The 26,777-nt window shown below is 66.5% G+C and carries 21 protein-coding genes; 9 read left to right on the forward strand and 12 right to left on the reverse strand.

What is annotated here, in order from left to right:
* Positions 1-15: 15 nt before the first annotated feature.
* The 8 genes from IAG39_RS10610 to IAG39_RS10645 all read right to left on the reverse strand — a co-directional run bounded on the left by IAG39_RS10610 (position 16) and on the right by IAG39_RS10645 (position 8,157).
* Positions 16-918 (reverse strand): glycosyltransferase family 2 protein, encoded by a 903-nt coding sequence (locus IAG39_RS10610; RefSeq protein ID WP_118933847.1) that lies wholly within the window; start codon positions 916-918, stop codon positions 16-18.
* 20 nt (positions 919-938) lie between these two features.
* Entirely contained in the window at positions 939-2,255 is a 1,317-nt protein-coding gene (locus tag IAG39_RS10615; RefSeq protein WP_118933838.1) for an oligosaccharide flippase family protein, read from the reverse strand.
* Between the two features lie 38 nt (positions 2,256-2,293).
* A complete protein-coding gene (locus IAG39_RS10620; protein WP_054453071.1) occupies positions 2,294-3,247 on the reverse strand; it encodes a GDP-L-fucose synthase family protein in 954 nt (317 codons plus the stop codon).
* A 6-nt stretch (positions 3,248-3,253) separates the two neighbouring features.
* Positions 3,254-4,363 carry a GDP-mannose 4,6-dehydratase gene (gene gmd / locus IAG39_RS10625; RefSeq protein ID WP_013395110.1) on the reverse strand — a complete coding sequence of 370 codons (1,110 nt, stop codon included), beginning with the start codon at positions 4,361-4,363 and terminating at the stop codon, positions 3,254-3,256.
* A gap of 10 nt (positions 4,364-4,373) precedes the next feature.
* A complete protein-coding gene (locus IAG39_RS10630) occupies positions 4,374-4,736 on the reverse strand; it encodes a VanZ family protein (protein ID WP_059372186.1) in 363 nt (120 codons plus the stop codon).
* Between the two features lie 76 nt (positions 4,737-4,812).
* Entirely contained in the window at positions 4,813-6,243 is a 1,431-nt protein-coding gene (locus IAG39_RS10635; protein ID WP_059372188.1) for a mannose-1-phosphate guanylyltransferase/mannose-6-phosphate isomerase, read from the reverse strand.
* 5 nt (positions 6,244-6,248) lie between these two features.
* On the reverse strand, positions 6,249-6,701 hold the full coding sequence (locus IAG39_RS10640; protein ID WP_059372823.1) for a GDP-mannose mannosyl hydrolase: 453 nt from the start codon (positions 6,699-6,701) through the stop codon (positions 6,249-6,251).
* Positions 6,702-6,747: 46 nt separating this feature from the next.
* Positions 6,748-8,157, reverse strand: coding sequence for an undecaprenyl-phosphate glucose phosphotransferase (locus tag IAG39_RS10645; protein WP_059372189.1), 1,410 nt, complete (start codon positions 8,155-8,157; stop codon positions 6,748-6,750).
* A 242-nt stretch (positions 8,158-8,399) separates the two neighbouring features.
* Here IAG39_RS10645 and IAG39_RS10650 point away from each other — a divergent pair, with 242 nt between their 5' ends.
* The 7 genes from IAG39_RS10650 to IAG39_RS10680 all read left to right on the forward strand — a co-directional run bounded on the left by IAG39_RS10650 (position 8,400) and on the right by IAG39_RS10680 (position 18,017).
* Positions 8,400-9,536: a polysaccharide biosynthesis/export family protein gene (locus IAG39_RS10650; protein WP_059372191.1), complete on the forward strand. Its 1,137-nt coding sequence runs from the start codon at positions 8,400-8,402 to the stop codon at positions 9,534-9,536.
* A gap of 62 nt (positions 9,537-9,598) precedes the next feature.
* Positions 9,599-11,860 carry a GNVR domain-containing protein gene (locus tag IAG39_RS10655; protein WP_059372194.1) on the forward strand — a complete coding sequence of 754 codons (2,262 nt, stop codon included), beginning with the start codon at positions 9,599-9,601 and terminating at the stop codon, positions 11,858-11,860.
* Positions 11,861-11,880: 20 nt separating this feature from the next.
* A complete protein-coding gene (locus tag IAG39_RS10660) occupies positions 11,881-13,284 on the forward strand; it encodes a phosphomannomutase/phosphoglucomutase (RefSeq protein ID WP_059372196.1) in 1,404 nt (467 codons plus the stop codon).
* Positions 13,285-13,297: 13 nt separating this feature from the next.
* Positions 13,298-14,965: a glucose-6-phosphate isomerase gene (pgi, locus tag IAG39_RS10665; RefSeq protein WP_059372198.1), complete on the forward strand. Its 1,668-nt coding sequence runs from the start codon at positions 13,298-13,300 to the stop codon at positions 14,963-14,965.
* 8 nt (positions 14,966-14,973) lie between these two features.
* A complete protein-coding gene (gene galE / locus IAG39_RS10670; protein WP_059372203.1) occupies positions 14,974-16,023 on the forward strand; it encodes a UDP-glucose 4-epimerase GalE in 1,050 nt (349 codons plus the stop codon).
* 174 nt (positions 16,024-16,197) lie between these two features.
* Complete coding sequence (gene epsC / locus IAG39_RS10675; RefSeq protein ID WP_059372204.1) at positions 16,198-17,145, forward strand: serine O-acetyltransferase EpsC; 948 nt, start codon at positions 16,198-16,200, stop codon at positions 17,143-17,145.
* A gap of 53 nt (positions 17,146-17,198) precedes the next feature.
* Positions 17,199-18,017: an NAD-dependent protein deacetylase gene (locus IAG39_RS10680; protein WP_118933837.1), complete on the forward strand. Its 819-nt coding sequence runs from the start codon at positions 17,199-17,201 to the stop codon at positions 18,015-18,017.
* 161 nt (positions 18,018-18,178) lie between these two features.
* On the opposite strand, the gene IAG39_RS10685 is transcribed toward IAG39_RS10680, so the two are convergent.
* From IAG39_RS10685 to IAG39_RS10695, 3 genes are all read right to left on the reverse strand, one after another.
* The gene (locus IAG39_RS10685) at positions 18,179-19,033 is read right to left on the reverse strand and encodes an inositol monophosphatase family protein (RefSeq protein WP_059372208.1); all 855 of its coding nucleotides are present in this window, start codon (positions 19,031-19,033) and stop codon (positions 18,179-18,181) included.
* A gap of 148 nt (positions 19,034-19,181) precedes the next feature.
* Positions 19,182-20,651, reverse strand: a complete 1,470-nt coding sequence (locus IAG39_RS10690; RefSeq protein WP_054453045.1) for an NAD-dependent succinate-semialdehyde dehydrogenase — start codon at positions 20,649-20,651, stop codon at positions 19,182-19,184.
* 124 nt (positions 20,652-20,775) lie between these two features.
* Positions 20,776-22,041, reverse strand: a complete 1,266-nt coding sequence (locus IAG39_RS10695) for a 4-aminobutyrate--2-oxoglutarate transaminase (RefSeq protein WP_118933836.1) — start codon at positions 22,039-22,041, stop codon at positions 20,776-20,778.
* A 95-nt stretch (positions 22,042-22,136) separates the two neighbouring features.
* Between IAG39_RS10695 and IAG39_RS10700 the strand changes: the two genes are divergently transcribed.
* A complete protein-coding gene (locus tag IAG39_RS10700) occupies positions 22,137-23,657 on the forward strand; it encodes a PLP-dependent aminotransferase family protein (RefSeq protein WP_353506935.1) in 1,521 nt (506 codons plus the stop codon).
* Here the strand turns inward: IAG39_RS10700 and IAG39_RS10705 are convergent.
* Positions 23,643-24,539 carry a DUF72 domain-containing protein gene (locus IAG39_RS10705; RefSeq protein ID WP_118933845.1) on the reverse strand — a complete coding sequence of 299 codons (897 nt, stop codon included), beginning with the start codon at positions 24,537-24,539 and terminating at the stop codon, positions 23,643-23,645. The genes IAG39_RS10700 and IAG39_RS10705 overlap by 15 nt on opposite strands.
* Positions 24,540-24,658: 119 nt before the next feature.
* On the opposite strand from IAG39_RS10705, the gene IAG39_RS10710 reads away from it, so the two are divergent.
* Positions 24,659-26,764, forward strand: coding sequence for an ATP-dependent helicase (locus IAG39_RS10710; protein ID WP_118933844.1), 2,106 nt, complete (start codon positions 24,659-24,661; stop codon positions 26,762-26,764).
* The last annotated feature ends 13 nt before the right edge of the window (positions 26,765-26,777 follow it).

Below are 26,777 nucleotides of genomic sequence, written 5' to 3' on the forward strand. Positions count from 1 at the left end.
CTGTGTGGAAAGACGCTAGTGCGAAGCCCAGTCGTCGCGTCCGAAAATCTTGGTGGTCAGTTTTTCGAACAGATAGGACAGGTCTCCCTGGCGTGCGTGGGCGGCCACCTTGGACGCGCGGCACGACAGTTCGAACAGCTTGCCCAGGCCCGGCTCCGTGCGGCGGATGCGGGTGACGATCTGTTCGCGTTCCTCGAGCAGCACGTCCTGCATCAGCGCCGTCTTGGTTTCGTCGTGGGCGGTGTAAACGCCCATGGCGTCAGGCACGATCAGGTTCTTGCCTTCGCGCAGCAGCCGGCTCCACAGCTCCAGGTCCATGCAGTAGCGCATGCTCTCCTGCAAGAGCCCGTACTTCTGCAACAGGTCGCGGCGAAAGATCGCCGACTGGTTCGGGATGGACGCCTTCACCACCGTCAGCGTGCCGCGGTTGACCGGCGTGTAATGGATCTTGCGGAAGATCCGGTTGTCGGCGTCGGCCACGAACAGGTTGCCGCTGACGATGGGCGCGCGCCCCTTGGAGGCGGCCGCGCCCAGCTTGCGCAAGGCGCCGGGGAAGTACAGGTCGTCGGAATTCTGCCAGCCCACATAGTCGCCGGTGGCGCGTTCGAAGCCCTTGTTGATGGCATGCGACTGGCCGCGGTCCGGCGTGCTTTCCCAGTACGTCAGGTAGCGCTCATACTTGCGGATGATGTCCACGCTGCCGTCGCTGGAGCCGCCGTCGATGATGATGTACTCCAGCCGCGGATAGCCCTGGTTCAGCACGGACAGGATGGTGCGTTCCAGGAAGCGGGCCTGGTTGAACGAGGGGGTCACGATGGTCACTTTCGGCAACAGGCTGCCGGCGATGGGCGCCGGCGGCCGCAACTCGCGGACGAAGTCGATGAGCTGACGTGAGTACTCGTTATGACGCTTGCGCATGTAGGACCTCAGCATATGAGTTAACGGGTGGCCGCAGGCAAGGCGCCCGGAAAATCTGGGCGGGATTGACGGATGGCGAGAGCCACGCCGGCCAGCGTGATCGCCGCGTAGGCCAAGCGGCCCCATGCCGCGGCGTGTTCGCCCGCCGCGTGTACCAGTCCTGCCATGACGCACAGCATCGCCAGGCCGCCCAGGCCGTTCAGGATGGCGACGGCACGCGAATTGCCCAGGCCCAGCAGGGAAAAGTGCGCCGCGGCGTTCAAGGACAGCAGTCCCGAGGCCACGATCAGCAACTGGAAGGTGCCCAGATGGCCGCTGGCGACGTTGTCTCCCAACAGCAGGTTCAGAAGCGGATGGCTGACCGCCAGCACCGCCAGCGTGGCGCTGGCCGACAGCGCCAGGTTCCACAGCATCATGCGGCGGATCTCGCGTTCGACGGCGCCGGGATAGGGGGGCGAAACCGACAGGCGGGTGACGCGCGGCATGGCCTTCTGGAAGATGGCGACCGAGGCGGTATGGATGATCTGGCCGACCTGCACGCCGACCGTATAGATGGCCAGCGCGGCCGGACCCATGAGGCTGCCGACCAGCACCCGGTCCACCGAGCCGAAGGCCAGGGCGCTCAGGCTGTTCAGCCAGGACCAGCGGGAGAACCGGAAGGCGTCCATCATGGCGCTGCGGTCGCGCACCGGGCGCACCAGGATGCGGCCATAGGTGCGCGCGAACACGCGCATCTTCACGCTGCCCGCGATCAGGAGTCCCAGCGCCTGCGCCAGGCCGGTCCAGGTGGGCGACGCCGTCAGCCAGGCCGTGGCGCAAGCCAGTCCCATCGTGCCGGTGCGGCTGAAGACTTCGCACAGCGCCGTGGCGCGGAAGTCTTCGCGCCCCTTCAGGCAGCCGGAGAACAGCTGGTCATATTGCTGCGTCAGGTAGATGGCCAGCGCGGGCATGGCCAGCATCGTCACCGCCACGCCGCCGAAGGTCGCCGCCGGCCAGCCCAGGCCCACCACTGCCCACAGCAATACTGCGGCCAGGGTCACGACCCCGAGCGCGCAGCCGATCAGCGACATGCTTACGCCGGCTGCGCGATAGGCGCCGCCGGGCTCGTGCATGCGCTCGGACACCAGCTTGGTCGCCGTCACCGCCGCGCCCAGGTTGGCGGCATTGCCGAAGCCGGCCAGGGCGATGATCATGGAGTACTGGCCGAAGCCCACGGTCCCCAGCTGCCGGAACAGGATGGGCAGGGCCACCAGCGCCGCGACCGGCCCGATGCCATACTCCACCAGCCCCCAGAAGGAGGCATTGCCGGCGATATGTTTCCTGAGGAATCCGAGCATGGCTGGGGCCTGTGGGCATATGGGTTCTGGCGAGGCCGTCAGGCCACGGGCAGCGCATGCTGGGTGCGTTCACGCAGGAAGTGGCCGTAGGCCAGCGTGATGCCATGCGTCAGCGAGATCTCCGGTTTCCAGCCCAGCGCCTGCATGCGGGCCGAGTCCATCAGCTTGCGCGGCGTGCCGTCGGGCTTGCTGCTGTCGTAAACGATGTTGCCCTCGTAGCCGACCACGCGGGCCACCAGCCTGGCCAGGTCGGCGATCGAGATGTCCTGCCCGGCGCCGATGTTGTAGATGCCTTCCGCCTGCGGATGCTCCATCAGCATGACGCAGGCCTGGGCCAGGTCGTCCACATACAGGAATTCGCGCAGCGGCGCGCCGGTACCCCAGATGCTCACGCTTTCCTGGCCGGATTCCCGGCCTTCGTGGAATTTGCGGATCAGCGCGGGCAGCACGTGGCTGCTTTGCAGGTCGTAGTTGTCATGCTGGCCATACAGATTGGTCGGCATGGCGCAGATGAAACGCGCGCCGAACTCGCGCTGATAGGCCTCGCACAGCTTCAGGCCCGCGATCTTGGCGATGGCGTAGGGCTCGTTGGTCGCCTCCAGCGGCCCCGTCAGCAAGGCGTCCTCGCGGATGGGCTGGGGGGCTTCGCGCGGATAGATGCATGACGAACCCAGAAACAGCAGCTTGCGCACCCCGGCGGCATACGCGGCGCGGATCACGTTGCACTGGATCATCAGGTTCTTGTACAGGAACTCCACCGGATGCGTCTGGTTGGCCAGGATGCCGCCGACCTTGGCGGCGGCCAGGTACACCACGTCGACCGGCGTGGTCGAGAAGAAGCGGTTGACCTGATTCTGGTTTTCCAGATCCAGCTCCTCCCGGCCGCGGGTCAGCACGTTGCGGTACCCGCGGCGCTGCAGCTCGCGGGTGATCGCGGCGCCTACCATGCCGCGGTGGCCGGCGACGAAGACGCGTTGCTCCAGGTTCGTCATGTCGTGCTACTCCTTGTAGGCGTAGATTTCGTAGCCGTTCTGCTCCACCAGCGCATCGCGCCGCGCGTCGCGCAGATCGCTCTCGACCATTTCCTTGACCAGTTGCGCGAAGGAGGTGCGTGGCGACCATCCCAGCTTTTCGCGCGCCTTGGTCGGATCGCCCAGCAGGGTTTCCACTTCGGTCGGGCGGAAGTAGCGCGGGTCCACCCGGACGATCACCTGGCCCGGCTTGATGTCATGGACCGGCGAGAACAGCACGGTGGCTGTCTCTTCCAGCCCTTCGCCTTCCCAGGCCAGCAGGATGCCCAGCTCGCGCGCGGCGGTATTGATGAACTCGCGCACGCTGTATTGCATGCCGGTGGCGATGACGTAGTCCTCGGGCGTGTCCTGCTGCAGCATCAGCCACTGCATTTCGACGTAGTCGCGGGCATGGCCCCAGTCGCGCAGGGCGGAAAGATTGCCCAGGTACAGGCATTCCTGCAGGCCGAGCACGATGCGGGCCAGGCCGCGGGTGATCTTGCGCGTGACGAAGGTCTCGCCGCGCTTGGGCGATTCGTGGTTGAACAGGATGCCGTTGCAGGCATACATGCCATAGGCTTCGCGGTAGTTCACGCTGATCCAGTAGGCGTACAGCTTGGCCGCCGCGTACGGGCTGCGCGGATAGAACGGCGTGGTTTCCTTTTGCGGCGTCTCCTGCACCAGGCCATACAGCTCGGAGGTGGACGCCTGGTAGAAGCGGGCCTTGTTCTCCAGCTTCAGGATGCGGATGGCTTCCAGGAGGCGCAGGGTGCCCAGGCCGTCGGCGTTGGCCGTGTACTCGGGCTCCTCGAACGAGACGCCGACATGGCTCTGGGCGGCCAGGTTGTAGATCTCGTCGGGCTGCACCGACTGCACGATGCGGATCAGGCTGCAAGAGTCGGTCATATCGCCGTGATGCAGCACGAAATTGCGGGGCTGGTCATGCGGATCCTGGTACAGATGGTCGATCCGCGCGGTATTGAACAGCGAAGCACGCCGCTTGATGCCGTGGACCTCATAGCCCTTGGCCAGCAGAAACTCCGCCAGATAGGCCCCGTCTTGGCCAGTAACGCCGGTAATCAGTGCCCGTTTTGGCATGGTTGTATCCTTAAGACTTAATGACTGCACGAAAGGAGCCGAAGGCTGCGGTACCAATGTGCAATGAGATTACTGTTGCACCAGCCGCGGAGATATCGGCCAAAAGGTCTAATAGTTCAGCCTGTCGATAGGGAAAAAGGGACTGGATTGCTTCATCCAGCGCACCCAGCATTGCGATCGCCACCAGGGCCGTCAGCGCCGGGCGACGGTTGACCGAGAAATAGATCAACGTGGTCAGGAAGGCGTAAGCCGCAAGATGCAGACGCTTGTCGCCAAACGCGTCCGACATCTCGGCGGCCAGGCCCGGCAGGTTGCCCACTGTTACCAGCACGGCGAAGAACAGCCCCGCCAATGGCAGGCAGAGCCGCGCCATGCCTGGCCTGAAAAAGGGCGCCCCTTCGGGTGGCAGCAAGCGTGCGGAGCGCGTGCGGCGTGGGGGCTCCTTCTTTTCATACCCGGCCATACATGTCCTGGAATCTGACGATGTCGTCTTCACCCAGGTAAGCGCCCGATTGCACCTCGATGATCTCCAGCGGGATCTTTCCCGGGTTCTCCAGGCTGTGGATCTCGCCCAGCGGGATGTAGGTCGACTGGTTCTCGGTCAGCAGGTACTGCTTGTCGCCGTTGTAGATGCGCGCCGTGCCCGAGACCACGATCCAGTGCTCCGCGCGGTGATGGTGCATCTGCGAGGACAGGCGCGCGCCGGGCTTCACCGTGATGCGCTTGACCTGGTAGCGCGGACCCTGGCCTACCGAGTCGTAGGATCCCCAGGGCCGCTGCACTTCGCGGTGATGGTTCAGTTCCGAGCGGTGCTGCGTCTTGAAGATCTCGACCAGCCGCTTGACGTCCTGCGAGCGCGACTTGTGCGCCACCAGCACGGCGTCGGCGGTTTCGATCACGACGATGTCGTCCAGGCCCACCGAGGCCACCAGCCGGCTGGTGGAGTGGATCAGGCAGTTGCGCGAATCCTCCACCATGACGTCGCCGGTGGTGGAGTTGCCTTCCACCGTCTTCTGGGCGATGCCCCAGACCGCGTCCCAGGCGCCCACATCGCTCCACGAGGCGGCCAGCGGGATGACCACGGCGCTGTCCGTGCGTTCCATGATGGCGTAGTCCATGGAATCGCTGGGGCACGCTTCGAAGGACGGGCCGTCCAGGTGGAACAGCGAGTTCTCGCCATGCCCGATGGCCACGGCCGCCTGCACCTGCTCCAGCATCTTGGGCGCCAGGCGCGCCATTTCCGACAGGAACACCGAGGCTTGGAAGGCGAACATGCCGCTGTTCCAGTAATAGCCGCCATCTTCGATGAAACGCTGCGCGACCTCGGGAGAGGGTTTTTCAACGAAGCGGCGCACGCGGCGCGCGGGCGCCATCACGCCGGGCTCGTCCGCCTGGATGTAGCCGTAGCCGCTGAGCGGCGCGGTGGGATTGATGCCGAACGTCACCAGCGCACCCTGCAGGGCGGCCTGATAGGCCGCGGCGAAGGCGGCCTGCAGCACCTCGCCGTCTTCCAGCACGTGGTCCGACGGCATGATCAGCATGACCGGGTCCTCGCCGTCGCGCATGGCGCGCAGGGTGGCCGCGGCGATGGCCGGCGCCGTGTTGCGCGCGAAGGGCTCCAGGATCACTTCCACGTCCTTGATGCCCAGTTCCAGCGCCTGCTCCGCCGCGATATAGCGGTGCGCGTCGTTGCAGACCAGGATGGGCCGGGCCTCGGCGCCAGCCGACCCCAGCCGCAGCAGGGTGTTCTGCAACAGGCTGCGGTCATCGGTCAAACGGATGAACTGCTTGGGCAGCAGTTCGCGCGACAGCGGCCACAGGCGCGAGCCTGAACCGCCGCAAAGTATGACTGCCCGGTACGGGGGAGGGGGATTGGTCATGGCGCTCACTCCTTGAAGTAGGCCTGGGTGTAGGGGTGCACGCCGGGATCGGCGGCGAGGGCACGGGCGGGCAGCCAGCGGTAGCTGCGGTGCTGGGCCTGGGGCAGGCTGGAAATGTCCAAAGAAAGCTCGGCCTCATAGGCGAGGACGACGTAATGGGTGGAGCGTCCGGCTTCACCCGCAAAATTGGTGCCGTAAAAGTGCTCGTACACGCCGCGCGGGGTCCAGGCCAGCTCGCTGACCGGGATGCCCAGCTCGTCGCGGGCGATGCGGCGCAGCGCCGCGTGCAGGGTTTCGTTCTTGCGGATCCGCCCGCCCGGCACGAACCAGGCGCCCTGGGCCGGGGGATTGGCCCGCAGGCCGGTCAGGTAGCGGCCCGCGGCGTCGCGCAGCAGCAGGTCGATGGAAACCAGCGGCAACATCTCGACCGCCTGGCGGAACTCCGCCTGCGCCAGCACGCCGTCGCGGACCGCGGCCTTGCGTTGCTCGGGCCATCCCAAAGGTTTAGTAGACATTGCGGCCCGTCCATCCCGACAACGCCGTGCGGGCGATGATCTGCAGGTCCATCCTGAACGTCCAGTGCTGGATGTAATAGATGTCGTACTCGACGCGATCGCTCATCTTGCGCAGCGTGTCCGTCTGTCCGCGCAGGCCGTTGACCTGCGCCCAGCCCGTGATGCCCGGCTTGACGCGGTGGCGCATCATGTAGCGTTGCACCAGGTCCTTGTACATTTCGTTGTGCTCCAGGGCGTGCGGACGCGGTCCCACCACCGACATGTCGCCCATGAGCACATTCAGGAACTGCGGCAGTTCGTCCAGGCTGGTGCGCCTGAGGAAGCCGCCGATGCGCGTGACGCGGGCATCGTTGCGGGTGGCCTGGGTGACCACGCCATGCTCCTGATGCACCGTCATGGTGCGGAACTTGTAGACATGGAAGACCTTGCCGTCCACGCCCAGCCGCGGCTGGGTGAAGAACACGGGGCCGCGCGAAGTCGCCTTCACCAGGATCGCCACCGTCAGCATCACGGGCGACAGCCCGATCAGCGCGCAGAAGGCGAAGCTGCGGTCGAAGATTTCCTTGGCCCAGCCGCGCACGCCGGCAGCGGGCAGGCTGTTGAGCTGTATGGCGGGCAGGCCCAGAAATTCGCCGATGCGGTGTCCCAGCAGCTGGATCGACATGACATCGGGAATCCAGCGGATATCCACCAGGTCATTGCGCAGGTGATAGAGGACTTCGCGCAGTTCCTGGCCCGCTTCCATCGGCAGCACGATCCAGATCTCGCGGACGTTGTGCTCATGCACGAAGCCATGCAGTCCGTCCAGCTCATGCAGGCGGCGGACTTGCGGCGGCAGGTTCTCATGGGGCTCGGCGTAGATGCCGGCCACTTCGTAGCCCGCGCCGCGGTATTGCTCGACGCGGCGCCAAAGGTCATGGCCCAGCGCGCCGAAGCCCACCAGCAGCACGCGCTTGCGGTCCATCCCGCGGTCGCGCGCCGCGCCCAGCACCGCGTAGACCGCAATCCGTAGGCCGGCCAGCGTCAGCGCCGACATGCCAAACCACGTAGCCGCCCATACGCGGGATATCGCCGCGGTCTGGTGCATGAGAAAACTGATGCAGATGCCCAGCGCGAACACCAGCGCCCAGGCCGCCAGGCTGCGCACGACCAGGTCGGTCAGCAGGCGGCCGCGCCACGATACATAGAGGCGGAAGGCCGGGAAGATGGCCACCACGCCCAGGCCGCACAGGTACACAAGGAACAGATGGATCTGCGGAGGATCCGCCAAGGCATCGTCCGAGAATTTCAAGCCGGTGGCAGTCAGGCCGCAGGTGATCACGATCGCGGCATCGAGCAAGCGATAGAGATAGCTTGCTCCGCTGAATCTAGACGACGTGTCCGTTTGGGACGGGTCCATCGCGCACTCCTGTTCGTGGGGAGCCGCCGTGCGGAAGGCAAAAACTGTGCACCGCCGCAAAGCTTGTGGCTACCGACAAAATCTTATTGAGTGCGCAACGCACCCGAAACCTCCAAACGATGTAGGAGAAGGCTTAGGACATCCGTCGAATGTGCGGGCCTAGGAAAAGAGAGTGGAATGTCGCAACCCGTTACGCATCGGGCTCACTCCAAGCAACGAAGTCATTCACAAGTGGATTTGCCATGACGACATTTTTCGGAACGTTGAGCCGAGGCATAGCAGCTATCGCGCTCGTGTCCTCGCTGGGCGCTTGCGCCTTGTCTCCCGGTATGACCTTTGACGCCAATCAGCTTGCGGATCCGTTGGATCCGAACTCCAAGGCGGTAATCAAGGAAATCACGCCCTCGCTGGTGCTTGAAGACCAGCGCGCGCGCCAGGCATTGCTCGACAACGAAGGGGTCGACAAGCTCTATGGCAAGTCCGGGCCGTACCTGATCGGGCCCGGAGACATCCTCTCGATCGTGGTGTGGGATCACCCCGAACTCGTTCTTCCGACGCAAACCTACGCCATCGGGACAGGGGTAACGGAACTAGCCATTGGAGACACCGCCTCGGGCATTCCGGGCTATACGGTTTCATCCACTGGATATATCCAATTTCCCTATGCGGGATTGCTGAAAGTGGCCGGGTTGACGGAACTTCAGGCGCGCAATCTCATAGTGAATAGTTCAAGCAAGTACATCCAGGATCCGCAGATCACCGTACGCGTTCTGGGATATCGCAGCAAGCGTGTTTACGTGGATGGCGAAGTGAAGACGCCGGGCGCAATCGCGATCAACGATATCCCGATGACCCTGTTGGAAGCCGTCAACAGGGCCGGAGGCATTCTGCCCACGGGCGATCGCAGCGCGGTCTACGTGATCCGTGACGGACGCCGTACTCGCGTGAACGTGCCTGCGCTGATCGAGCGTGGCCAAGACCTGAATCAGGTGCTGCTGAAGTCGGGCGACATCGTCAGGGTCACGCCGCGCGACGACAGCAAGGTGTTCGTGATGGGCGAGGTGACCTTGCCCACCGCGGCAGTGATGCGTGACGGACGCATGTCGTTGACCGAAGCGCTGGGCTTGGCCGGAGGACCGAACCAGCTGACCTCGAATCCGTCGCAAATATTCGTTGTGCGCAGCACTGAGCAAGCGACGCCGCTGGTGTTCCACCTGAACGCCGGCTCGCCGCAGACTCTTGCGGTGGCGGAGAAGTTCGAGTTGCAACCCAAAGACGTGGTGTTCGTGGATACGGCGGCCCTGGTGCGGTGGAACCGCTTCATCAGCAACCTGTTCCCGAGCGCCCAGACCGTACAGACCGTGAAGTCCATAGATTAGTCCGCCTTAAACCACGCCTGGGGACGCCGCGACCGCGGCGGCGTCTTCTCTTGGAGAGCTGCATGTCGTTGCCCATCGAATCGTTCGAGCCGTCCGTGCCGGCTCGTCAGCAGGAAACTCCGTTGTCGTCCCATGTGGACGCCATCTTTTCCAACCGGTGGATGATCATCGCGATCACTCTGCTTGCATTACTGGGGGCGCTTACCTATGTGATGATCACGCCCAAGGTGTACTCGGCCGACATCATCGTGCAGGTGGAAGAGGAAATGCCGCAGGGGCAGAGCCGCAGCCTGCTCGGCGACGTATCTTCCATGTTCGATACCAAGGCGGAGACCTCGGGCGAAATGGAAGTGCTGCGCTCGCGCATGGTGGTCGGACCCGCCGTCGACAAGTTCCTGCTGTACATCCAGGCCAAGCCGCGCTATTTCCCCGTGATCGGCGAGTGGCTGGCGCAGCGCTACGAAAGCCTGCCGTACCCGTCGAGCCTGCCGCGCGGCGGCTATGCATGGGGCGGCGAAGCCATCGCGATCTCGCAGCTGGACGTGCCCAACGAATGGCTGGGCAAGCCCTTTCGCGTGACCACGCTAGGTGAAGGGCGCTATACGTTGAGCGACAAGTTCACGGGCGCCACCTTCAACGGCACCGTGGGCAAGCCCGAGCATTTCCGGCTGCCTGGGGGCGGCGCGATGGACGTGCATATCGACGCGCTGACGGGACGCCCTGGCACCGAGTTCACGGTGTCGCGCAGTTCGCGCCTGGCGGCCATCGAGGACGTGCAGGCGCGCCTGGGCATTTTCGAGCGCGGCCGCACGTCGGGGGTGATCGGCGTCACGCTGGAAGGCAATGATCCGGCGCTGACGACTGCCGTGCTCAACCAGATCGGCCAGGAATACGTGCAGCAGAACGTGAACCGCAAGTCGGCGCAGGCCGAGAAGTCGCTGGTATTCCTTGAACAGCAGCTGCCGGTGCTCAAGGGCGAGCTGGACGCCGCCGAGACCAAGTACAACTCGCTGCGCAACAAGCGCGGCACCATCGACCTGAGCGAAGAAGCCAAGCTGATCCTGGCGCAATCGGTGGACGCGCAGACCAAGGTGATGGAACTGCGCTCCAAGCGCCAGGAAATGATTACCCGCTTCGCGCCGACCCACCCCAGCATCGTGGCGCTGGACCGCCAGATCGCCGGGCTGACCGGGGACGTGAACCGCATCGGCAACAACATCCGCCAACTGCCCGACCTGGAGCAGGACGTGGTGCGCCTGGTGCGCGACGTGCGCGTCAACACCGAGCTCTACACGGCATTGCTCAACAACGCCCAGCAGCTGCGCCTGATCCGCGCCGGCAAGGTGGGCAACGTGCGCATCCTGGATTCGGCGGTGCAGCCGGACAAGCCGGTGCGTCCCAAGGCCGCCATCATCATCGGCGTGGCGACCGCCTTCGGCCTGATCTTCGGCATGCTGTGCGCGTTTGTGCGCAATGCGCTGTTCGGCGGCCTGTCCGAACCCGACGACGTCGAACGCCATACCGGCCTGCCCGTGTTGGCCGCCATTCCGTACAGCGACATGCAGGACAAGCTGTGGCGGCGCAGCCGGCGCAAGAACGCCAGCGTGCCGGCGCTGCTGGCCCAGAGCCAGGGCAACGCGCCGCCCATCGAAAGCCTGAGGTCGTTCCGCAACGTGTTGCAGGCGTCGCTGCGCCAGTCGGCCAACAACATGGTCATGTTCACCGGGCCGGTGGCAGGCGTGGGGAAGTCGTTCCTGTCGGCCAACTTCGCTTTCATCCAGGGCGGCGTGGGCAAGCGCGTGCTGCTGATCGACGCTGACTTCCGCAAGGGCCAGCTCAACCGCTATTTCGGCGTGCCCAAGGAAGACGGCCTGTTCGAAGTGCTGTCGGGCACGATACCGCTGACCCAGGTCCGCAAGCACAGCGTGTCCGAGGGCGTGGACTTCATCGCTACCGGCGCGGTGACCTTCGACCCGTCGGAGCTGCTGGCGTCGCCGGTGTTCGGCGAAACCCTGCGTGAACTGGCCTCGCAGTACGACATGGTGATCCTGGACACGGCGCCCGTGCTGTCGTCTCCGGACGCCGCCGTGGTCGGCACGCATGCGGCCGCAGTGATGGTGGTGGTGCGCTCGGGCATGAACACCGTGGGCGAAATCCGCGAGACGGCCAAGCGCCTGATCCAGGCGGGCGCGCCGGTGGACGGCGTGCTCTTCAACGGTCTCAAGCTCATGCCGGAACGCTTCGGCTTCCGGTCCAAGTACGGCAGTTACCGCTACTCCCGTGCGGCGTATTACGGCGATTTCAAACAGAACGGCCCTAAATAACGCCACCCGGAGAAACTGGCATGCACGGAACTTTTGGCTGGGACACGCCGCAAATTCTGGATGCGGTTTTCAAGGCTTACGACATACGCGGCACGGTGCCGGATGAAATCGATGCGAGGTTCGCGCACAGCCTGGGGATGGCGGCGGGGACCCAGGCCCGCGAACAGGGGGCGCGGTCCATCGTGGTGGGGAGGGATGGCAGGCTGAGCAGCGTCGAACTGGCGGCCGCCTTGCAGGCGGGCCTGCGCTCGGCGGGCATGCACGTCATCGACATCGGCATGGCGACCACGCCGATGGTGTACTTTGCGACGCGCCTGATGGACACGGGCGCGGGCATCGCGGTCACGGGCAGCCACAACCCGCCCGCGCACAACGGCTTCAAGATCGTGCTGGACGGCGCTTCGCTGTATGGCGAGGGCATCACCGCGCTGCGCGATGCGATGCGCTTGCCGATAGAGTCGGCCAGCGCATCGGGCGGGCGCACGCAAATGCAGATCATGCCGTGCTACACCGCGCGCCTGATGGGCGACATCCGCATGGCGCGTCCGATGAAGATTGCGATCGATTGCGGCAATGGCGTGGCCGGCGCCGCGGCGCCGGCGCTGTTCCGCGCCCTGGGCTGCGAAGTGGTCGAGCTGTTCTGCGAGGTCGACGGTTCGTTCCCGGGCCATCATCCGGATCCGGCCGATCCGCAGAACCTGCAGGATCTGATCTATTGCCTGCGCTACTCCGACTGCGAGGTCGGCCTGGCGTTCGACGGCGACGGCGACCGGCTCGGCGTGGTGACCAAGACGGGGCAGATCATCTGGCCCGATCGCCAGCTGATCCTGTTCGCGCGCGACGTGCTGTCGCGCAATCCGGGCGCCGAGATCCTCTATGACGTCAAGTGCAGCCGCCACGTGGCGCGCGCCATTACCGAGGCGGGCGGCAAGGCCACCATGTGGAAGACGGGGCACTCGCTGATCAAGGCCAAGATGCGCGAAACCGGCGCGTTGCTGGCTGGCGAGATGAGCGGCCACATTTTTTTCAAGGAGCGCTGGTACGGCTTTGACGACGGCATCTACGCCGCCGCCCGGCTGCTGGAGATTCTGTCCGGCGCGCCGGACCCCTCGGCCCTGCTGGAAAGCCTGCCGCAGTCCTGCGCCACACCCGAAATCAAGCTGGAAACCGCCGAAGGCGAGCAGTTCGACCTGGTGGAAGCGCTGCGCGCGCAGGGACAGTTTCCCGGCGCGCAGTCCATCAACGATCTGGACGGCATCCGGGTGGACTACGCCGACGGCTTCGGCCTGGCGCGTCCGTCCAACACCACGCCGACGGTGGTATTGCGTTTCGAAGGGGACACGGTGGCCGCATTGGCCCGTATCGAGGAGGATTTCCGCAACGCGTTCCGACGCATTGCCCCTCATGTTCGTTTACCGTTTTAAGGAGCATCACGCGATGGGAAAGGCCAAGTATGCGGTTGAGGCGCTAAGGGCGAATTCGGGCCTGGCGGACAGCCCGGAGTGGCAGGCGTTCGCGCAGGCCGCGCACGGCGCGGAATTGGACGGCGCGGCGCTGAAGGTCATCGAGGCGGCGGGTCTGTGCGTGGACCTGAGCATGCAGCGGCAGTCGCCGGCGCTGGAAGCCGCGGCCATGTCGCTGCTGCAGGCGCGTGGCGTGGCGGATGCGCGCCAGGCTTTGTTCGCGGGCGAACCGGTCAACTGGACCGAAGGCAAGCCGGCATGGCATACGGCGCTGCGCGCCGGGCGCACGCGGGAACAGCCCGACGGCCAGGATGCGGACTCCGTCTGCGAGCATTCGCGCATGACGGACTTCGTGCGCCGGGTGGACCAGACGGCCGACTTCAACACGGTGCTGCATATCGGCATCGGCGGCAGCGATTGGGGGCCGCGCCTGGCGGTCCAGGCGTTTGGCGGGGCGCAGCAGCGCCGGCAGATCCGCTTCGTGTCCAACATCGACGGACACGCGTTCCATGATGCGGTGGCCGGGCTGGATCCGCGCCGCTGCCTGGTGGTGGTGTCTTCCAAGTCCTTCACCACCGCCGAGACGCTGCACAACGCGCGCGCGGCCATCGCCTGGCTCAAGCAGGGCGGCGTGGCCGACGTGTCCGAGCACCTGGCCGCTGTCACCGCCAACGTGTCGGCGGCGCGCGCGCTGGGCGTGCCGTCCAGCCAGATATTCAAGATGTGCGACTGGGTCGGCGGGCGCTATTCGGTCTGGTCGGTGGCCGGCCTGTCGATCGCGCTGACGGTGGGCGCTGACGTGCTGATCGGCATGCGGGCGGGCGCCGAAGCCATGGACCAGCATTTCCAGCAGGCGCCGTTCGCGTCGAACGCGCCCATCCAGCTCGCGTTGGCGGGCCTGGTCAACTGCAGCGTGCTGGGCCAGAACTCGCTGAACATCGCGGCCTATAGCGCGCGGCTGCTGCACCTGGTCACCTATCTGCAGCAGCTGGAAATGGAATCGCTGGGCAAACGGGTCGCGGGCGATGGCGCGGCGGTCGGGGTGCCGACGGCTCCCATCATCTGGGGCATGCCTGGCACCGACGGGCAGCACACCTTCTTCCAATGGCTGCATCAGAGCGAAGAGGGCGCGCCGGTGGACTTCATCGCCAGCCTGCAAGGCCACGCGGACAGTCCGGATGCGCACCGCATGCTGTTGGCCAACTGCCTGGCGCAGCGCCAGGCGCTGCTGCGCGGCAAGTGCCTGGAGCAGGCGCTGATGGATGTGGCGCACATCGACGACCAGGAGCGCGCGCTGAGCCTGGCGCAGCACATGGTGCATCCGGGCGGGCGGCCTTCGACCCTGATCGTGCTGCGCCAGCTGGATCCGCGCGGCCTGGGCGCGCTGCTGGCGCTGTACGAGCACAAGGTATTTGTGCAGAGCGTGGTCTGGGGCATCAATCCCTTCGACCAGTGGGGCGTGGAGCTGGGCAAGCGCCTGGCCACCGGCATCGAGCGGGAGCTGGCGGTGCCGGTGTCGGCCGGCGTGGTGGACTGGGGCCATGACGCGTCCACCTCGTACTGGATCGACCGCTACCGCAGCCATGCGCAGGCGCCGCGGCCGCGCCATGCCTGGGTGCCGGGCGTGGCGGCGCATCTGTGAGGGAGACCATGCAGGACCTGCATGTATTGGTGACGGGCGGCGCGGGCTACATCGGCACGCACACGCTGGTGGCGATGCTGGCGGCGGGCCAGCGGCCGCTGGTGCTGGATAACTTCAGCAACGGCAGCCGCGAGGCCGTGCGCCGCGTCGAGCGCCTGTGCGGCGTGGAGATCCCGCTGGTGGAAGGGGACATCCGCAGCCCCGGCCTGGTCGAATCGGTGCTGGCCGAATCGGCGGCGCGCGGCGCGCCGGTGCAGGCGGTGCTGCATCTGGCCGGCAGCAAGGCGGTGGGCGAGTCGGTGGCCGATCCGCTCAAGTACTACGACAACAACGTCGGTGGCTCCGTGACGCTATTGCGCGCCATGCGCGAGGCGGGCGTGGCGCGCATGGTGTTCAGTTCTTCGGCCACTGTCTACGGCGAGCCCCACTTCCTGCCGCTCACCGAGGCGCATCCGCTGGCGCCGACCAACCCCTACGGCCGCACCAAGCTGATGGTGGAGGAAGCGCTGCGTGACGTTTGCGCGGCCGATCCCGCGTTCAGCGCGGTGACGTTGCGCTACTTCAATCCCATCGGGGCGCATCCGAGCGGCCAGATCGGGGAAAGTCCGCGCGACATTCCGAACAATCTGTTCCCCTACATCACCCAGGTGGCGGTGGGGCGCCAGCCGTTCCTGCGGGTGTTCGGCGACGATTACGAGACGGCCGACGGCACGGGCGTGCGCGACTACCTGCACGTGATGGACCTGGCGCAGGGGCATGTGCAGGCGCTGGCCTATTCGGAGCGCCATCCCGGGTTCGTGGCGATCAATCTGGGCACGGGGCAGGGCACCAGCGTGCTGGAGCTGGTGCATGCGTTCGAGCGGGTCAACGGCTGCCGGATTCCCGTGCGCCCGCAAGCCAGGCGTCCCGGCGACGTCGAGAAAATGTGGACCGATCCTGCGCTGGCGGCATCTTTGTTCGGCTGGCGCAGCACGCATGACGTGGACGCGATGTGTGCGGACGGCTGGCGCTGGCAGCAGGGCAACCCACAGGGCTACGAACAGGACACAGGGACATAACCCCTGCGCCGTATCGGATGGATTCCGCGAAACCGGCGCGAGCGGTTACAGTTGACGGAAATATTGCGAAGCAGCATTGCCCGGCGGCCTGGCCGCCGCGGCCGTGCACCGTCAACGAGGCGCACCCATGTTTGAATTCAATCCCTCTACCGGCTTCCTGCAGGAGCCGCAGTCATGAGCGGGCCGACCTACAGCGCGCCGGCCCACTGGAACCTGGACAGCATCGTCTCCGGCCTGCGCGAAGCGCGCGTGGCCTGGCGCGGTCCCCGCGGCCGCCTGCGCGAAGACGCCGGCCTGCGCGAATTCCCGTCGCAGGAAAGCCTGCGCCAGATCGTCAAGGACCTCTGTGGCGCCTTGTTCCCGATGCGCCTGGGTCCGATCGACCTGCGCGAGGAGGTCGAGGACTTTTACGTCGGCCATACCATCGGCGCGGCGCTCGACGCGCTGCTGCACCAGGTCTGTCTGGAACTGCAGTACGTGGGCCGGCCCGAACAGACCGGGCCCGCGGATGCGCGCCAGCGCGCCATCGAGATCGTGCGCCAGTTCGGCGCCGAGCTGCCGCGCGTGCGCGCCGCGCTGGACCTGGACGTGACCGCGGCCTATCAGGGCGACCCGGCCGCGCACAACGTGGACGAGGTCCTGCTGTGCTATCCGGGCGTGGCGGCGATGATCCACCACCGTCTGGCCAATGTGCTGTATCGCCTGGGCGCGCCGATGCTGGCGCGCATCGTGGCGGAAATCGCGCATGCGGATACGGGCATCGACATCCACCCGGGCGCCACCATCGGCCGCAGCTTCTTCATCGACCACGGCACCGGCGTCGTGATCGGCGAGACCGCCATCATCGGCGACCGCGTGCGCCTCTATCAAATGGTCACGCTGGGCGCCAAGCGCTTCCCGCCCGGCGAAAACGGCGAACTCAAAAAGGGCCTGGCGCGCCACCCCTTGATCGAGGACGACGTGGTGATCTACGCTGGCGCGACGATTCTCGGCCGCGTCACCATCGGCAAGGGTTCGACCATCGGCGGCAACGTCTGGCTGACCCGCAGCGTGCCGCCGGGCAGCAACGTGACCCAGGCCAGCCTGGTCAGCGACATGCCCGACTGCGGCCTGGGCGGCTGAGCAGCTTGAGGCCGCTGCCCTCCTTGCGCAGCGGCCGGCCCTGAGGAGCCTGGATGGACACTCGAGTCTCTGATCTGGCCGCGCTGCGCGGCTTTGTCGACCGCCACCCGCGGCTGTTCGTGCTGACGGGAGCGGGCGTCAGCACCGACTCCGGCATCCCCGACTACCGTGACACCGAAGGCGAATGGAAGCGCAAGCCGCCCATGACGCTGCAGACCTTCATGGGCGGCGAACTGGCGCGGGCGCGCTATTGGGCGCGCAGCATGGTGGGCTGGCGCCGTTTCGGCCAGGTGCAGCCCAATGCCTCGCACCGGGCGCTGGCGCGGCTGGAATCGCGCGGCCGCGTTTCGGTGCTGGTGACGCAGAACGTCGATGGCCTGCACGAGGCCGCCGGCAGCCGCGACGTCGTGGACCTGCACGGCCGGCTGGACGAGGTGCGTTGCATGGCCTGCGATTGGCGCGGCGGCCGCCAGGCCTGGCAAGAGGCGCTGCAGGACGGCAATCCGGAATGGACGCTGCTGGAAGCCTCGGACGCGCCTGACGGCGACGCCGACCTGGAAGGCGAGGACTTTGCGCAATTTCAGGTCCCGCCCTGTCCGCGCTGTCGCGGCATCGTCAAACCGGACGTGGTTTTTTTTGGCGAAACCGTGCCGCGCGAGCGCGTGGACCACGCCAATGCCGGCCTCATGAACGCGGACGCGGTGCTGGTGGTGGGGTCATCGTTGATGGTGTATTCCGGCTACCGCTTCGTCAGCGCCGCGTCGCGCAACGGCATGCCGATAGCCGCCATCAACCTGGGGCGCACCCGCGCCGACAGCATGCTGACCCTGAAAGTGGAACTGCCCTGCGCCGTGGCGCTGGACGCGCTGTAACACGCCCTAGGGCCGGCCGGTTTTTGACCGGTCTAAGCAAGTGCTTGCCCTGCAAAGGTTTTTTTCCGCTGTTACAGACCTTTCCATAGGGTTGTCCACAGGAACTGGGGATAACTCCTAGGGATAACCCCGAGTTTTCGACCTTTTTCGGGCAGCGTTTGTCAAGTCTCGGCGGCGTCCGCCATGTCCCCCATTAGCGCCTTGCGGGCCGCGTGCCAGCTGCCGGCGTCCGGCGCATACAGCAGGCCGCCGGTGCGATGCGTGGGCTTGTAGGGCGAACCGTCGAAGTGGGCCGCGTAGCCGCCGGCCTCGCGGTGCAGCAGCCAGCCGGCAGCGTGGTCCCAGGCAGTCAACTGGTTGTAGAACGCGATGTGGCAGTGCCCGGCGGCCAGCATGCGGTACTCATGCGCGGCGCAACGCAGCGAGGCGGTGCTGCCCAGGCGCGACAGGTTGCTGTTGACGGTGGTGCGCATCGGTTCGGGCAGGGCGCCGGTCGAGATCAGGCCGTCCATGTCTTCGGGCGGCGCGGGGCTGGCCACCGCGAGCTGGGCCTGCTTGCCGTTTTCATATTCCATCCAGGCGCCTTCGCCGCGCACGGCGAGCGCGCTGTCGCGGCTGACCGGGTCGTAGATGACGCCCGCGATCACGTCGCCGCGATGGCAGGCGGCGATCATCATGCCGAAGAGAGGCAGGCCCGCGACGTAGTTGCGGGTGCCGTCGATGGGATCGATCAGGAAGGCCAGGTCGGCGTCGACCAGCATGTTCAGCAGCGCGGGATTGCGGGCCGAGGCTTCTTCCCCGATCAGCACGGCGCCCGGATGCAGTTTGGCCAGGCGCGCGGCGATCAGGCGCTCGGCGGCTTCGTCCGCGTCGGTCACCAGGTCGCGGGCGGAGCTTTTGCCGCGCACCGCGCCTTCCGGCAGATTGCGAAAGCGCGGCATGACTTCCGTCTGCGCGGTTTCGGCCAGGATAGCGGCAAGCCGGCGGGTGTCCTCGCGGGTGAAGGTTCTGCTCATACGGACTCGTTCGGTCAGGGAACGCGCAAATCTACCATGCCCGGCGCAGGCCGCGATGCAACATATCGGACTCCCGCCAGCACGCCGGGCAAATGCAAGTGGCCCCCGCCGGCAGAAACCGGCGGGGGCCGCAGTGCGCCAGGGGCCGTCAGGCGCCCAGGTCCACGCAGAGGTACTTGATTTCCAGGTACTCTTCGATGCCGTACTTCGAGCCTTCGCGGCCCAGGCCGGATTGCTTGACGCCGCCGAACGGACCGACTTCATTGGAGATGATGCCGGTGTTGATGCCGACGATGCCGTACTCCAGGGCCTCGGACACGCGCCAGATGCGGGCGTAGTCGCGGGTGAAGAAGTAGGCGGCCAGGCCGAAGATGGTGTCGTTGGCCATGCCGATGACTTCCGCTTCGGTTTCGAAGCGGAACAGCGGGGCCACCGGGCCGAAGGTTTCCTCGGTCGCGAAGCGCATGGACTGGGTCACGTCGCGCACCACGGTCGGTTCGAAGAAGGTGCCGCCCAGCGCGTGGGGCTTGCCGCCGGCGATCACCTTGGCGCCGTGCGCGGTGGCGTCGGCGATGTGCTCCTGCACCTTTTCCACGGCGCTGCTGTCGATCAGCGGACCCTGGGTCACGCCGTCGGCGAAGCCGTCGCCGACCTTCATGGCCTCGACCTTGGCGACCAGGCGCTTGGCGATTTCTTCGTACACGCCGGCCTGCACGTAGATGCGGTTGGCGCAGACGCAGGTCTGGCCCGCATTGCGGTACTTGGAAGCCAGGATGCCGTCGACCGCGCGGTCCAGGTCAGCGTCGTCGAACACGATGAAGGGCGCATTGCCGCCCAGTTCCAGCGACAGCTTCTTGATGGTGGGCGCGCATTGCTCCATCAGCGTGCGGCCGACTTCGGTGGAGCCGGTGAAGCTCAGCTTGCGCACCACGTCGCTTTCGCACAGGGCCGCGCCGATTTCGCGCGAGCTGCCGGTGATGACGTGGAACACGCCTGCGGGCACGCCGGCTTCTTCAGCCAGCACGGCTAGCGCCAGTGCGGTCAGCGGGGTCTGCTGGGCGGGCTTGACCACCATGGTGCAGCCGGCGGCCAGGGCCGGGCCGACCTTGCGGGTGATCATGGCGGCGGGGAAGTTCCACGGCGTGATCGCGGCGGTGACGCCGATGGGCTGCTTGAGCGCCATCAGGCGCTGGCCGGCCTTGGGGCTTTGCAGGATGTCGCCGTCGATGCGCTTGGCTTCTTCGCCGAACCACTCCAGGAACGAGGCGGCGTAGGCGATTTCGCCGGCGGCTTCGGTCACGGGCTTGCCCTGCTCGGACGTCATGATGGCGGCCAGGTCCTGCTGGTTCTGCATCATGAGCTGGGCCCACTTCAGCAGGATGGCGGCGCGTTCCTTGCCAGTCTTGGCGCTCCAGGCGGGCAGGGCGGCCTCGGCGCTGGCGATGGCCTGTTCGGCTTCCTTGCGGCCCAGCTTGGGCACCGACACGATGGTCTTGCCGGTGGAGGGATTGTCCACGGGGATGGACGGGCCGTTGCCGGCGGCTACCCACTTGCCGTCGATGTAGCAGGCGTCGCGCAGCAGATCGGGGCGCGCCAGGGGATGGGTCAGTGCGGTCATTATTGGAGTCTCCTTGAAGGGATGCGGTGGGCCAGGAAACGGCTTGCGGGCGTGGCGGCTGATCCGCTACGCCCGCAAAACTTGTGCCTGCCCGCCGGAATACCGGTAGTTCAGGTCCTGTGCGTCAGGCGGCGAGCGCCTCGGACAGGATGGCCAGTGCGCGATCGAACTGGGCGTCGGGGATGGTCAAGGGGTACAGGAAGCGCAGGACGTTGCCGTACACACCGCAGCTTAGCAAAATCAGACCCTTTTCGATGGCACGGGCTTGCACGCGCTTGACCGCTTCGGCGTCCGGCTTGCCGGTGGCGGGATCGTTCAGTTCCAGAGCGACCATGGAGCCCAGGCCGCGCACGTCGGCGATGCCCGGCACCTTGGCGCGCAGGCCTTCCAGATGCGCGCGCAGCTTGTCGCCCAGGGCGACGGCGCGTTCGCACAGCTTTTCCTCGGCGATCACGTCCAGCACGGCATGCGCCGCGGCGACCGCCAGCGGGTTGCCGGCATAGGTGCCGCCCAGGCCGCCGGCGGCGGGTGCGTCCATGACGTCGGCGCGGCCGACCACGCCCGAGATCGGGAAGCCGCCGCCCAGGCTCTTGGCCATGGTGATCAGGTCGGCCTGGACCGAGTGGTGTTCCATGGCGAACAGCTTGCCGGTGCGGCCGAAGCCGGTCTGGACTTCGTCGGCGATCAGCAGGATGCCGTGCTCGTCGCAGATCTTGCGCAGCGCCGTCATCAGTTCAGGCGGGGTGATGTTGAAGCCGCCTTCGCCCTGGACAGGTTCGAGAATGATGGCCGCGACGCGCTTGGGATCGATGTCGCACTTGAACAGCAGGTCCAGCCCCTTGAGCGAGTCCGCCACGGTGATGGACTGGGTGGCGTTGGGGAAGGGCACGTGATAAATGTCGCCCGGCATCGGGCCGAACGACAGCTTGTACGGGGCGACCTTGCCGGTCAGCGCCATGCCCAGCATGGTGCGGCCATGGAACGAGCCCGAGAAGGCGATGACGCCCGAGCGGCCGGTGGCCGAGCGCGCGATCTTGATGGCGTTTTCGACGGCTTCGACGCCGGTGGTGAAGAAGGCGCTCTTCTTCAGGCCGTCGATGGGGGCGAGGCGGTTGATGCGCTCGGCCAGCGAGACATAGCCTTCGTACGGCACGATCTGGTAGGCCGTGTGCGTGAAGTTGTCCAGCTGCGCGGCGACCGCGGCCTTGATCTTCGGGTGCAGGTGGCCCGTGTTCAGGACGGCGATGCCGCCTGCGAAATCGATGTATTCCTTGCCATTGGCATCCCACAGGGTGGCGTTTTCGGCGCGCACCGCGTAGAAGTCGCACATGACGCCGACGCCACGCGGCGTGGCCAGGGAACGGCGGGTATTCAGGTCCTGATTCTTCATCTCAGCCTCAGAGAGCATGATGGGCGGGAAAACCTTATTTAATGCTACGATGGCCCCATTTGTGGGAACCACTTTTATAAATCGGGTAGAACCAATTGCGGTCCATAGTCGGTGACTTGCTGCAGCTGCGGCTGGCGGACGGCTCCAGCGAGCCCATGAACAAGCGGCTGTACCGCGGCATCCGTGAAGCCATCCTGGATGGAGCCATTGCCGCGGACTCGCGCCTGCCCGCGTCGCGCGACCTGGCGGCCGAGCTCGGCATCGCCCGCAACACGGTGGTTCACGTCTACAGCCAGCTGCTGGCTGAAGGCTACACCCGCAGCCGCCAGGGCAACGGCACCTTCGTCAACGCCTCGGTGCCGGATTCCTACCTGGCCAGCGGCCGGCGCAAGCGCCAGCCGCCGCCCGCGCAGCCGCGCCCGGCGCTGTCGCCGCGTGGCGCCGCCATCGTCGATGGCGTCTCGGCCTCGCCCTACCAGTGGGGCGCCTTCATGCCCGGCGTGCCCGACCTGACCGAATTCCCGCACAAGAAGTTCGGCCGCATCTTCAGCGCCTTGTGGCGCAATCCCTCGCCCGACCTGCTGACCTACGCCTACGGCGGCGGGCTGCCGGCCCTGCGCGAGGCGCTGGCCCAGCATCTGGCGCTGACCCGCTCGATCGATTGCGATCCCGAGCAGATCATCATCACCGAAGGTTCGCATCAGGCCATCGACCTGACCACCCGCATCCTGGGCGAGGCTGGCGAGACCGCCTGGGTCGAGGATCCGGGCTACTGGGGGGCGCGCACCATCCTGCAGGCCAACGGCCTGCACACCGTGCATCTGCCGGTGGACGAGGAAGGCATGCGCCTGCCGGAAACCGTCGGCACGCCGCCGCGCTTCATCTTCGTCACGCCCTCGCACCAGTATCCGCTGGGGCCGGTCATGTCGCTGACGCGCCGGCGCCAGCTGCTGGCGGTGGCGCGGCAAAGCGGCAGCTGGATCATCGAAGACGACTACGACAGCGAATTCCGCTTCTCCGGCCGGCCCATCGCTTCGCTGCTGGGGCTGGAACCGGACGCGCCCGTGATCTATATGGGCACCTTCAGCAAGACCTTGTATCCGGGCCTGCGCGTGGGCTATCTGGTGCTGCCCAAGACCTTGACCGCCGCGTTCCAGGCGGCGCACGCGGAGCTCTACCGCGAAGGCCACCTGATGACGCACGCGGCCCTGGCCACGTTCATCTCGGAAGGTCACTACGCCGCCCACATCCGCCGCATGCGCATGCTGTACGGACGGCGCCGCGCCATGCTGGTCAATCTGATCGAACGCCGGCTGGGGCCGGATTGGCTGCATCGCGACGCCAGCATGGCGGGGCTGCACCTGGTGCTGACGCTGCCGCAGGACATGGACGACCTGCGCGTGGTGGATGTGGCGCGCAGCAAGGGCGTGCTGACGCGCGCGCTGTCGCGCTACTACGTCAACGACGAAGGCCGCCGGCCTGGCCTGCTGCTGGGCTACGCCTGCGTGCCCGAGCATGACATCGCGCGCAAGTTCGAGGTGTTGCTGGACAGCCTGAACGAAGTGGCGCGCGCGTCCGCCGCGGCGCAGCCCGTGGCCGCGTCAGGCGGGCGCTAGCGCTGCCGCGAAGGCCGCGGCGTTGCGCATGCCCTGGTCTTCGAAGTTGGTGTTGAACACCGCGTGCGCCTGGGCGCTTTGCGCCGCCAGGCGTGAGAAGCGCTCGGCCAGCTCGGCCAGTTCCTGTTCCGAGTATTCGTATTGGAAGCGGCCCGAGGACGCGGCGCCGGACACGTTCCAGGTGGCCGTGTTGCGCCCATGCAGGCGCAGCAGCGTCAGTTCCGGATGGGTGCATTCCCAGACCGCGGGGACGGTGTTGTCGAACCCTTGCGGACTGTCGACCACCGTATGGACCACCTCGAGATCGCGTTCGAAGGCCAGGGTGTCCGCGGTGGCGGCGGGCGAATCGAACCAGCTGCGGTGGCGGAATTCCACCGACACCAGGTGTTCTTCCATGCGGCGCGCGCAGTCGGCCACCCGCGCCCGGCCGCGCGCATCGCGCCGGATCCAGGGCGGAAACTGGAAATGCACCGCGCCCAGCTTGCCGGCCATGCGCAAGGGCTCCAGCGCAAGCTGGTAGCGGCGCCAGAGTTCGTCGCGCAGGTCGGCGGGCATGCGGTCGTGGTAGATGACGGGTTCCGGCCAGTCAGGGAGTTCGCGCCGGATGTCCGCGGGCAGTGCGGACAGCGGCGTCTGATGGCCGGTGAACAGCCGGAAGGCCTTGATGTTGAAGACGAAATCGTCCGGCGTGCGCTGCGCCCACAAGTAGGCGTTTTCGGCCGTGGGCATGGCGTAATAGCTGGAATCGACCTCCGCCATGGGAAAGCGCGAAGCATAGAAGCGCAGCCGCGCTTCGGCGCTGCGGACCTCGGGCGGGTAGAAGCGGCCGCAGGCCAGCAGGGTGGGGTCGGTCCAGGAGGCGGTGCCGCTCAAGAGGCGCATGGCCACAGGCAAATCAGACTTTATCGAAAAAATTCTGTATAAATATACAGTGTTCATTCGTGGTCCGGCAATGTCCGGGCTCGCCGTTTTCAGCGGCCGCCATGCTGCGGCCCCGTCCCATGTCCGACCAAACCGATACGTCCAACCCGTCCGCCGAACGTCCCGATCCCCTGGCCGATCTCAATCCCGCCCAACGCGAGGCCGCCGAGTTTGGCGTGGCCGGCGCGCCGGGGGACGACGGTCCCCTGCTGGTGATCGCCGGGGCCGGCTCGGGCAAGACCAATACGCTGGCCCACCGGGTCGCGCACCTGATCCTGAACGGCGCCGATCCCCAGCGCATGCTGCTGTTGACCTTCTCGCGCCGCGCGGCGCTGGAAATGGAGCGGCGCGTGGGCTCGGTGCTGCAGCGGGTGATGCGGCTGCGCGCCACGCAGCAGGCGCCGTCGCTGCCCTGGGCCGGCACCTTCCACGCCATCGGCGCGCGCCTGCTGCGCGATTGCGCGCAACGCATCGGCCTGTCCGAAGCCTTCACCATCCATGACCGCGGCGACGCCGAGGACCTGATGGGCATGGTGCGCCACGAGTTGGGCCTGTCGTCCACCAAGTCGCGCTTTCCGCTCAAGGGCACCTGCCTGGCCATCTATTCGCGCGTGGTCAACAGCCAGACGCCGGTGGCCGACGTGCTGAAGACCTCCTTCCCCTGGTGCGCCCAATGGGAAGACGAACTCAAGAACCTGTTCCGCGCCTACGTCGCGGCCAAGCAGGACCAGCAGGTGCTGGACTACGACGACCTGCTGCTGTACTGGGCCGAGATGATGGGCGATCCCGGCATCGCGGCCGACGTGGGGGCGCGCTTCGACCACGTGCTGGTGGACGAATACCAGGACACCAACCGTCTGCAGTCCGCCATCCTGCTGGCGATGAAACCCGACGGCCGCGGTTTGACGGTGGTGGGCGACGATGCCCAATCCATCTATTCGTTCCGCGCGGCCACGGTGCGCAACATTCTGGATTTTCCGAACCAGTTTCCCAATCCGGCCCGGGTCATCACGCTGGACCGCAACTACCGTTCGACCCAACCCATCCTGAACGCCTCCAATGCCGTGATCGGCCTGGCCACGGAGCGCTACGCCAAGGACCTGTGGACCGACCGCCAGTCGTCCCAGTTGCCTGAACTGGTGACGGTCAGCGACGAAGCCGGCCAGGCGCGCTGGGTGGCCGACCAGGTGCTGGCGCAGCGCGAGGGCGGGGCCACGCTCAAGTCACAGGCGGCGCTGTTCCGCACCGCCAGCCACAGCGCCGCGCTGGAACTGGAGCTGACCCGGCGCAACATTCCCTTCGTGAAGTTCGGCGGCCTGCGCTTCCTGGAGGCCGCGCACGTGAAGGACCTGTTGTCGATATTGCGCTGGGCGGAGAATCCGCGCGGCCGCATGGCGGGCTTTCGCGTGGCACAGTTGCTGCCGGGCATCGGACCCGCCACGGCCGGCAAGCTGATGGACGCCATGTCCGCCTCCGCCGAACCGCTGCGCGCGTTGCGTGAATTCAAGCCGGGCGCGGCGGCGCAGGAAGAGTGGGGCGCTTTCGCCGATACCTATGCGGCCTTGTGCGATCCCGCGCTGAAATGGCCCGCCGACGTGGACCTGGCCCTGCGCTGGTATGGCGCGCAACTGGAACGGCTGTACGACGATGCGCGCGTGCGCCGCGCGGACCTGGACCAGCTGGTGCGCATCGCCGCGGGCTACGGCACGCGCGAACGCTTTCTTACCGAGCTGACGCTGGATCCGCCGGACGCCACCAGCGACGAGTCCGGCGCGCCGCATCGCGACGAGGACTACATGATCCTGTCCACCATCCATTCCGCCAAGGGCCAGGAATGGAAGGCGGTCTACGTCCTGAACGTGGTGGACGGCTGCATCCCGTCGGACATGAGCACCGGCACGGCCGAGGAAATCGAGGAAGAGCGCCGCCTGCTGTATGTGGCGATGACGCGCGCCAAGGAACGGCTGCAGCTCATCGTGCCGCAGCGCTTCTACGTGCACCAGCAGACCGGCATGGGCGACCGGCACGTCTACGGTTCGCGCACGCGCTACATCACCAATGCGATTCTGCCGCTGTTCGATCACTTGCCCAAGCTGCCGGATCTGCCCGCCGGGCGCGCAGCGCTCAAGGAGCCGCAGGCGCCCAGCGTGGATGTGGCCAAGCGGGTGCGCAACCTGTTCTCGTAGGCTGGGCTATCAT

Origin of the sequence: Achromobacter xylosoxidans (assembly GCF_014490035.1) — a bacterium.
GTDB classification, from domain to species: Bacteria; Pseudomonadota; Gammaproteobacteria; order Burkholderiales; family Burkholderiaceae_B; genus Achromobacter; species Achromobacter bronchisepticus_A.

Coding starts and splice junctions, on each gene's coding strand:
- IAG39_RS10705 (WP_118933845.1), bottom strand. CDS start 24,539: ATGCGCCTCTTGAGCGGCACCGCCTCCTGGACCGACCCCACCCTGCTG.
- IAG39_RS10645 (WP_059372189.1), bottom strand. CDS start 8,157: ATGGACCCGTCCCAAACGGACACGTCGTCTAGATTCAGCGGAGCAAGC.
- IAG39_RS10650 (WP_059372191.1), top strand. CDS start 8,400: ATGACGACATTTTTCGGAACGTTGAGCCGAGGCATAGCAGCTATCGCG.
- IAG39_RS10655 (WP_059372194.1), top strand. CDS start 9,599: ATGTCGTTGCCCATCGAATCGTTCGAGCCGTCCGTGCCGGCTCGTCAG.
- IAG39_RS10620 (WP_054453071.1), bottom strand. CDS start 3,247: ATGACGAACCTGGAGCAACGCGTCTTCGTCGCCGGCCACCGCGGCATG.
- IAG39_RS10690 (WP_054453045.1), bottom strand. CDS start 20,651: ATGACCGCACTGACCCATCCCCTGGCGCGCCCCGATCTGCTGCGCGAC.
- IAG39_RS10610 (WP_118933847.1), bottom strand. CDS start 918: ATGCGCAAGCGTCATAACGAGTACTCACGTCAGCTCATCGACTTCGTC.
- IAG39_RS10685 (WP_059372208.1), bottom strand. CDS start 19,033: ATGAGCAGAACCTTCACCCGCGAGGACACCCGCCGGCTTGCCGCTATC.
- pgi (WP_059372198.1), top strand. CDS start 13,298: ATGGGAAAGGCCAAGTATGCGGTTGAGGCGCTAAGGGCGAATTCGGGC.
- galE (WP_059372203.1), top strand. CDS start 14,974: ATGCAGGACCTGCATGTATTGGTGACGGGCGGCGCGGGCTACATCGGC.
- IAG39_RS10680 (WP_118933837.1), top strand. CDS start 17,199: ATGGACACTCGAGTCTCTGATCTGGCCGCGCTGCGCGGCTTTGTCGAC.
- IAG39_RS10615 (WP_118933838.1), bottom strand. CDS start 2,255: ATGCTCGGATTCCTCAGGAAACATATCGCCGGCAATGCCTCCTTCTGG.
- IAG39_RS10695 (WP_118933836.1), bottom strand. CDS start 22,041: ATGAAGAATCAGGACCTGAATACCCGCCGTTCCCTGGCCACGCCGCGT.
- IAG39_RS10630 (WP_059372186.1), bottom strand. CDS start 4,736: ATGGCGCGGCTCTGCCTGCCATTGGCGGGGCTGTTCTTCGCCGTGCTG.
- IAG39_RS10660 (WP_059372196.1), top strand. CDS start 11,881: ATGCACGGAACTTTTGGCTGGGACACGCCGCAAATTCTGGATGCGGTT.
- epsC (WP_059372204.1), top strand. CDS start 16,198: ATGAGCGGGCCGACCTACAGCGCGCCGGCCCACTGGAACCTGGACAGC.
- gmd (WP_013395110.1), bottom strand. CDS start 4,363: ATGCCAAAACGGGCACTGATTACCGGCGTTACTGGCCAAGACGGGGCC.
- IAG39_RS10710 (WP_118933844.1), top strand. CDS start 24,659: ATGTCCGACCAAACCGATACGTCCAACCCGTCCGCCGAACGTCCCGAT.
- IAG39_RS10635 (WP_059372188.1), bottom strand. CDS start 6,243: ATGACCAATCCCCCTCCCCCGTACCGGGCAGTCATACTTTGCGGCGGT.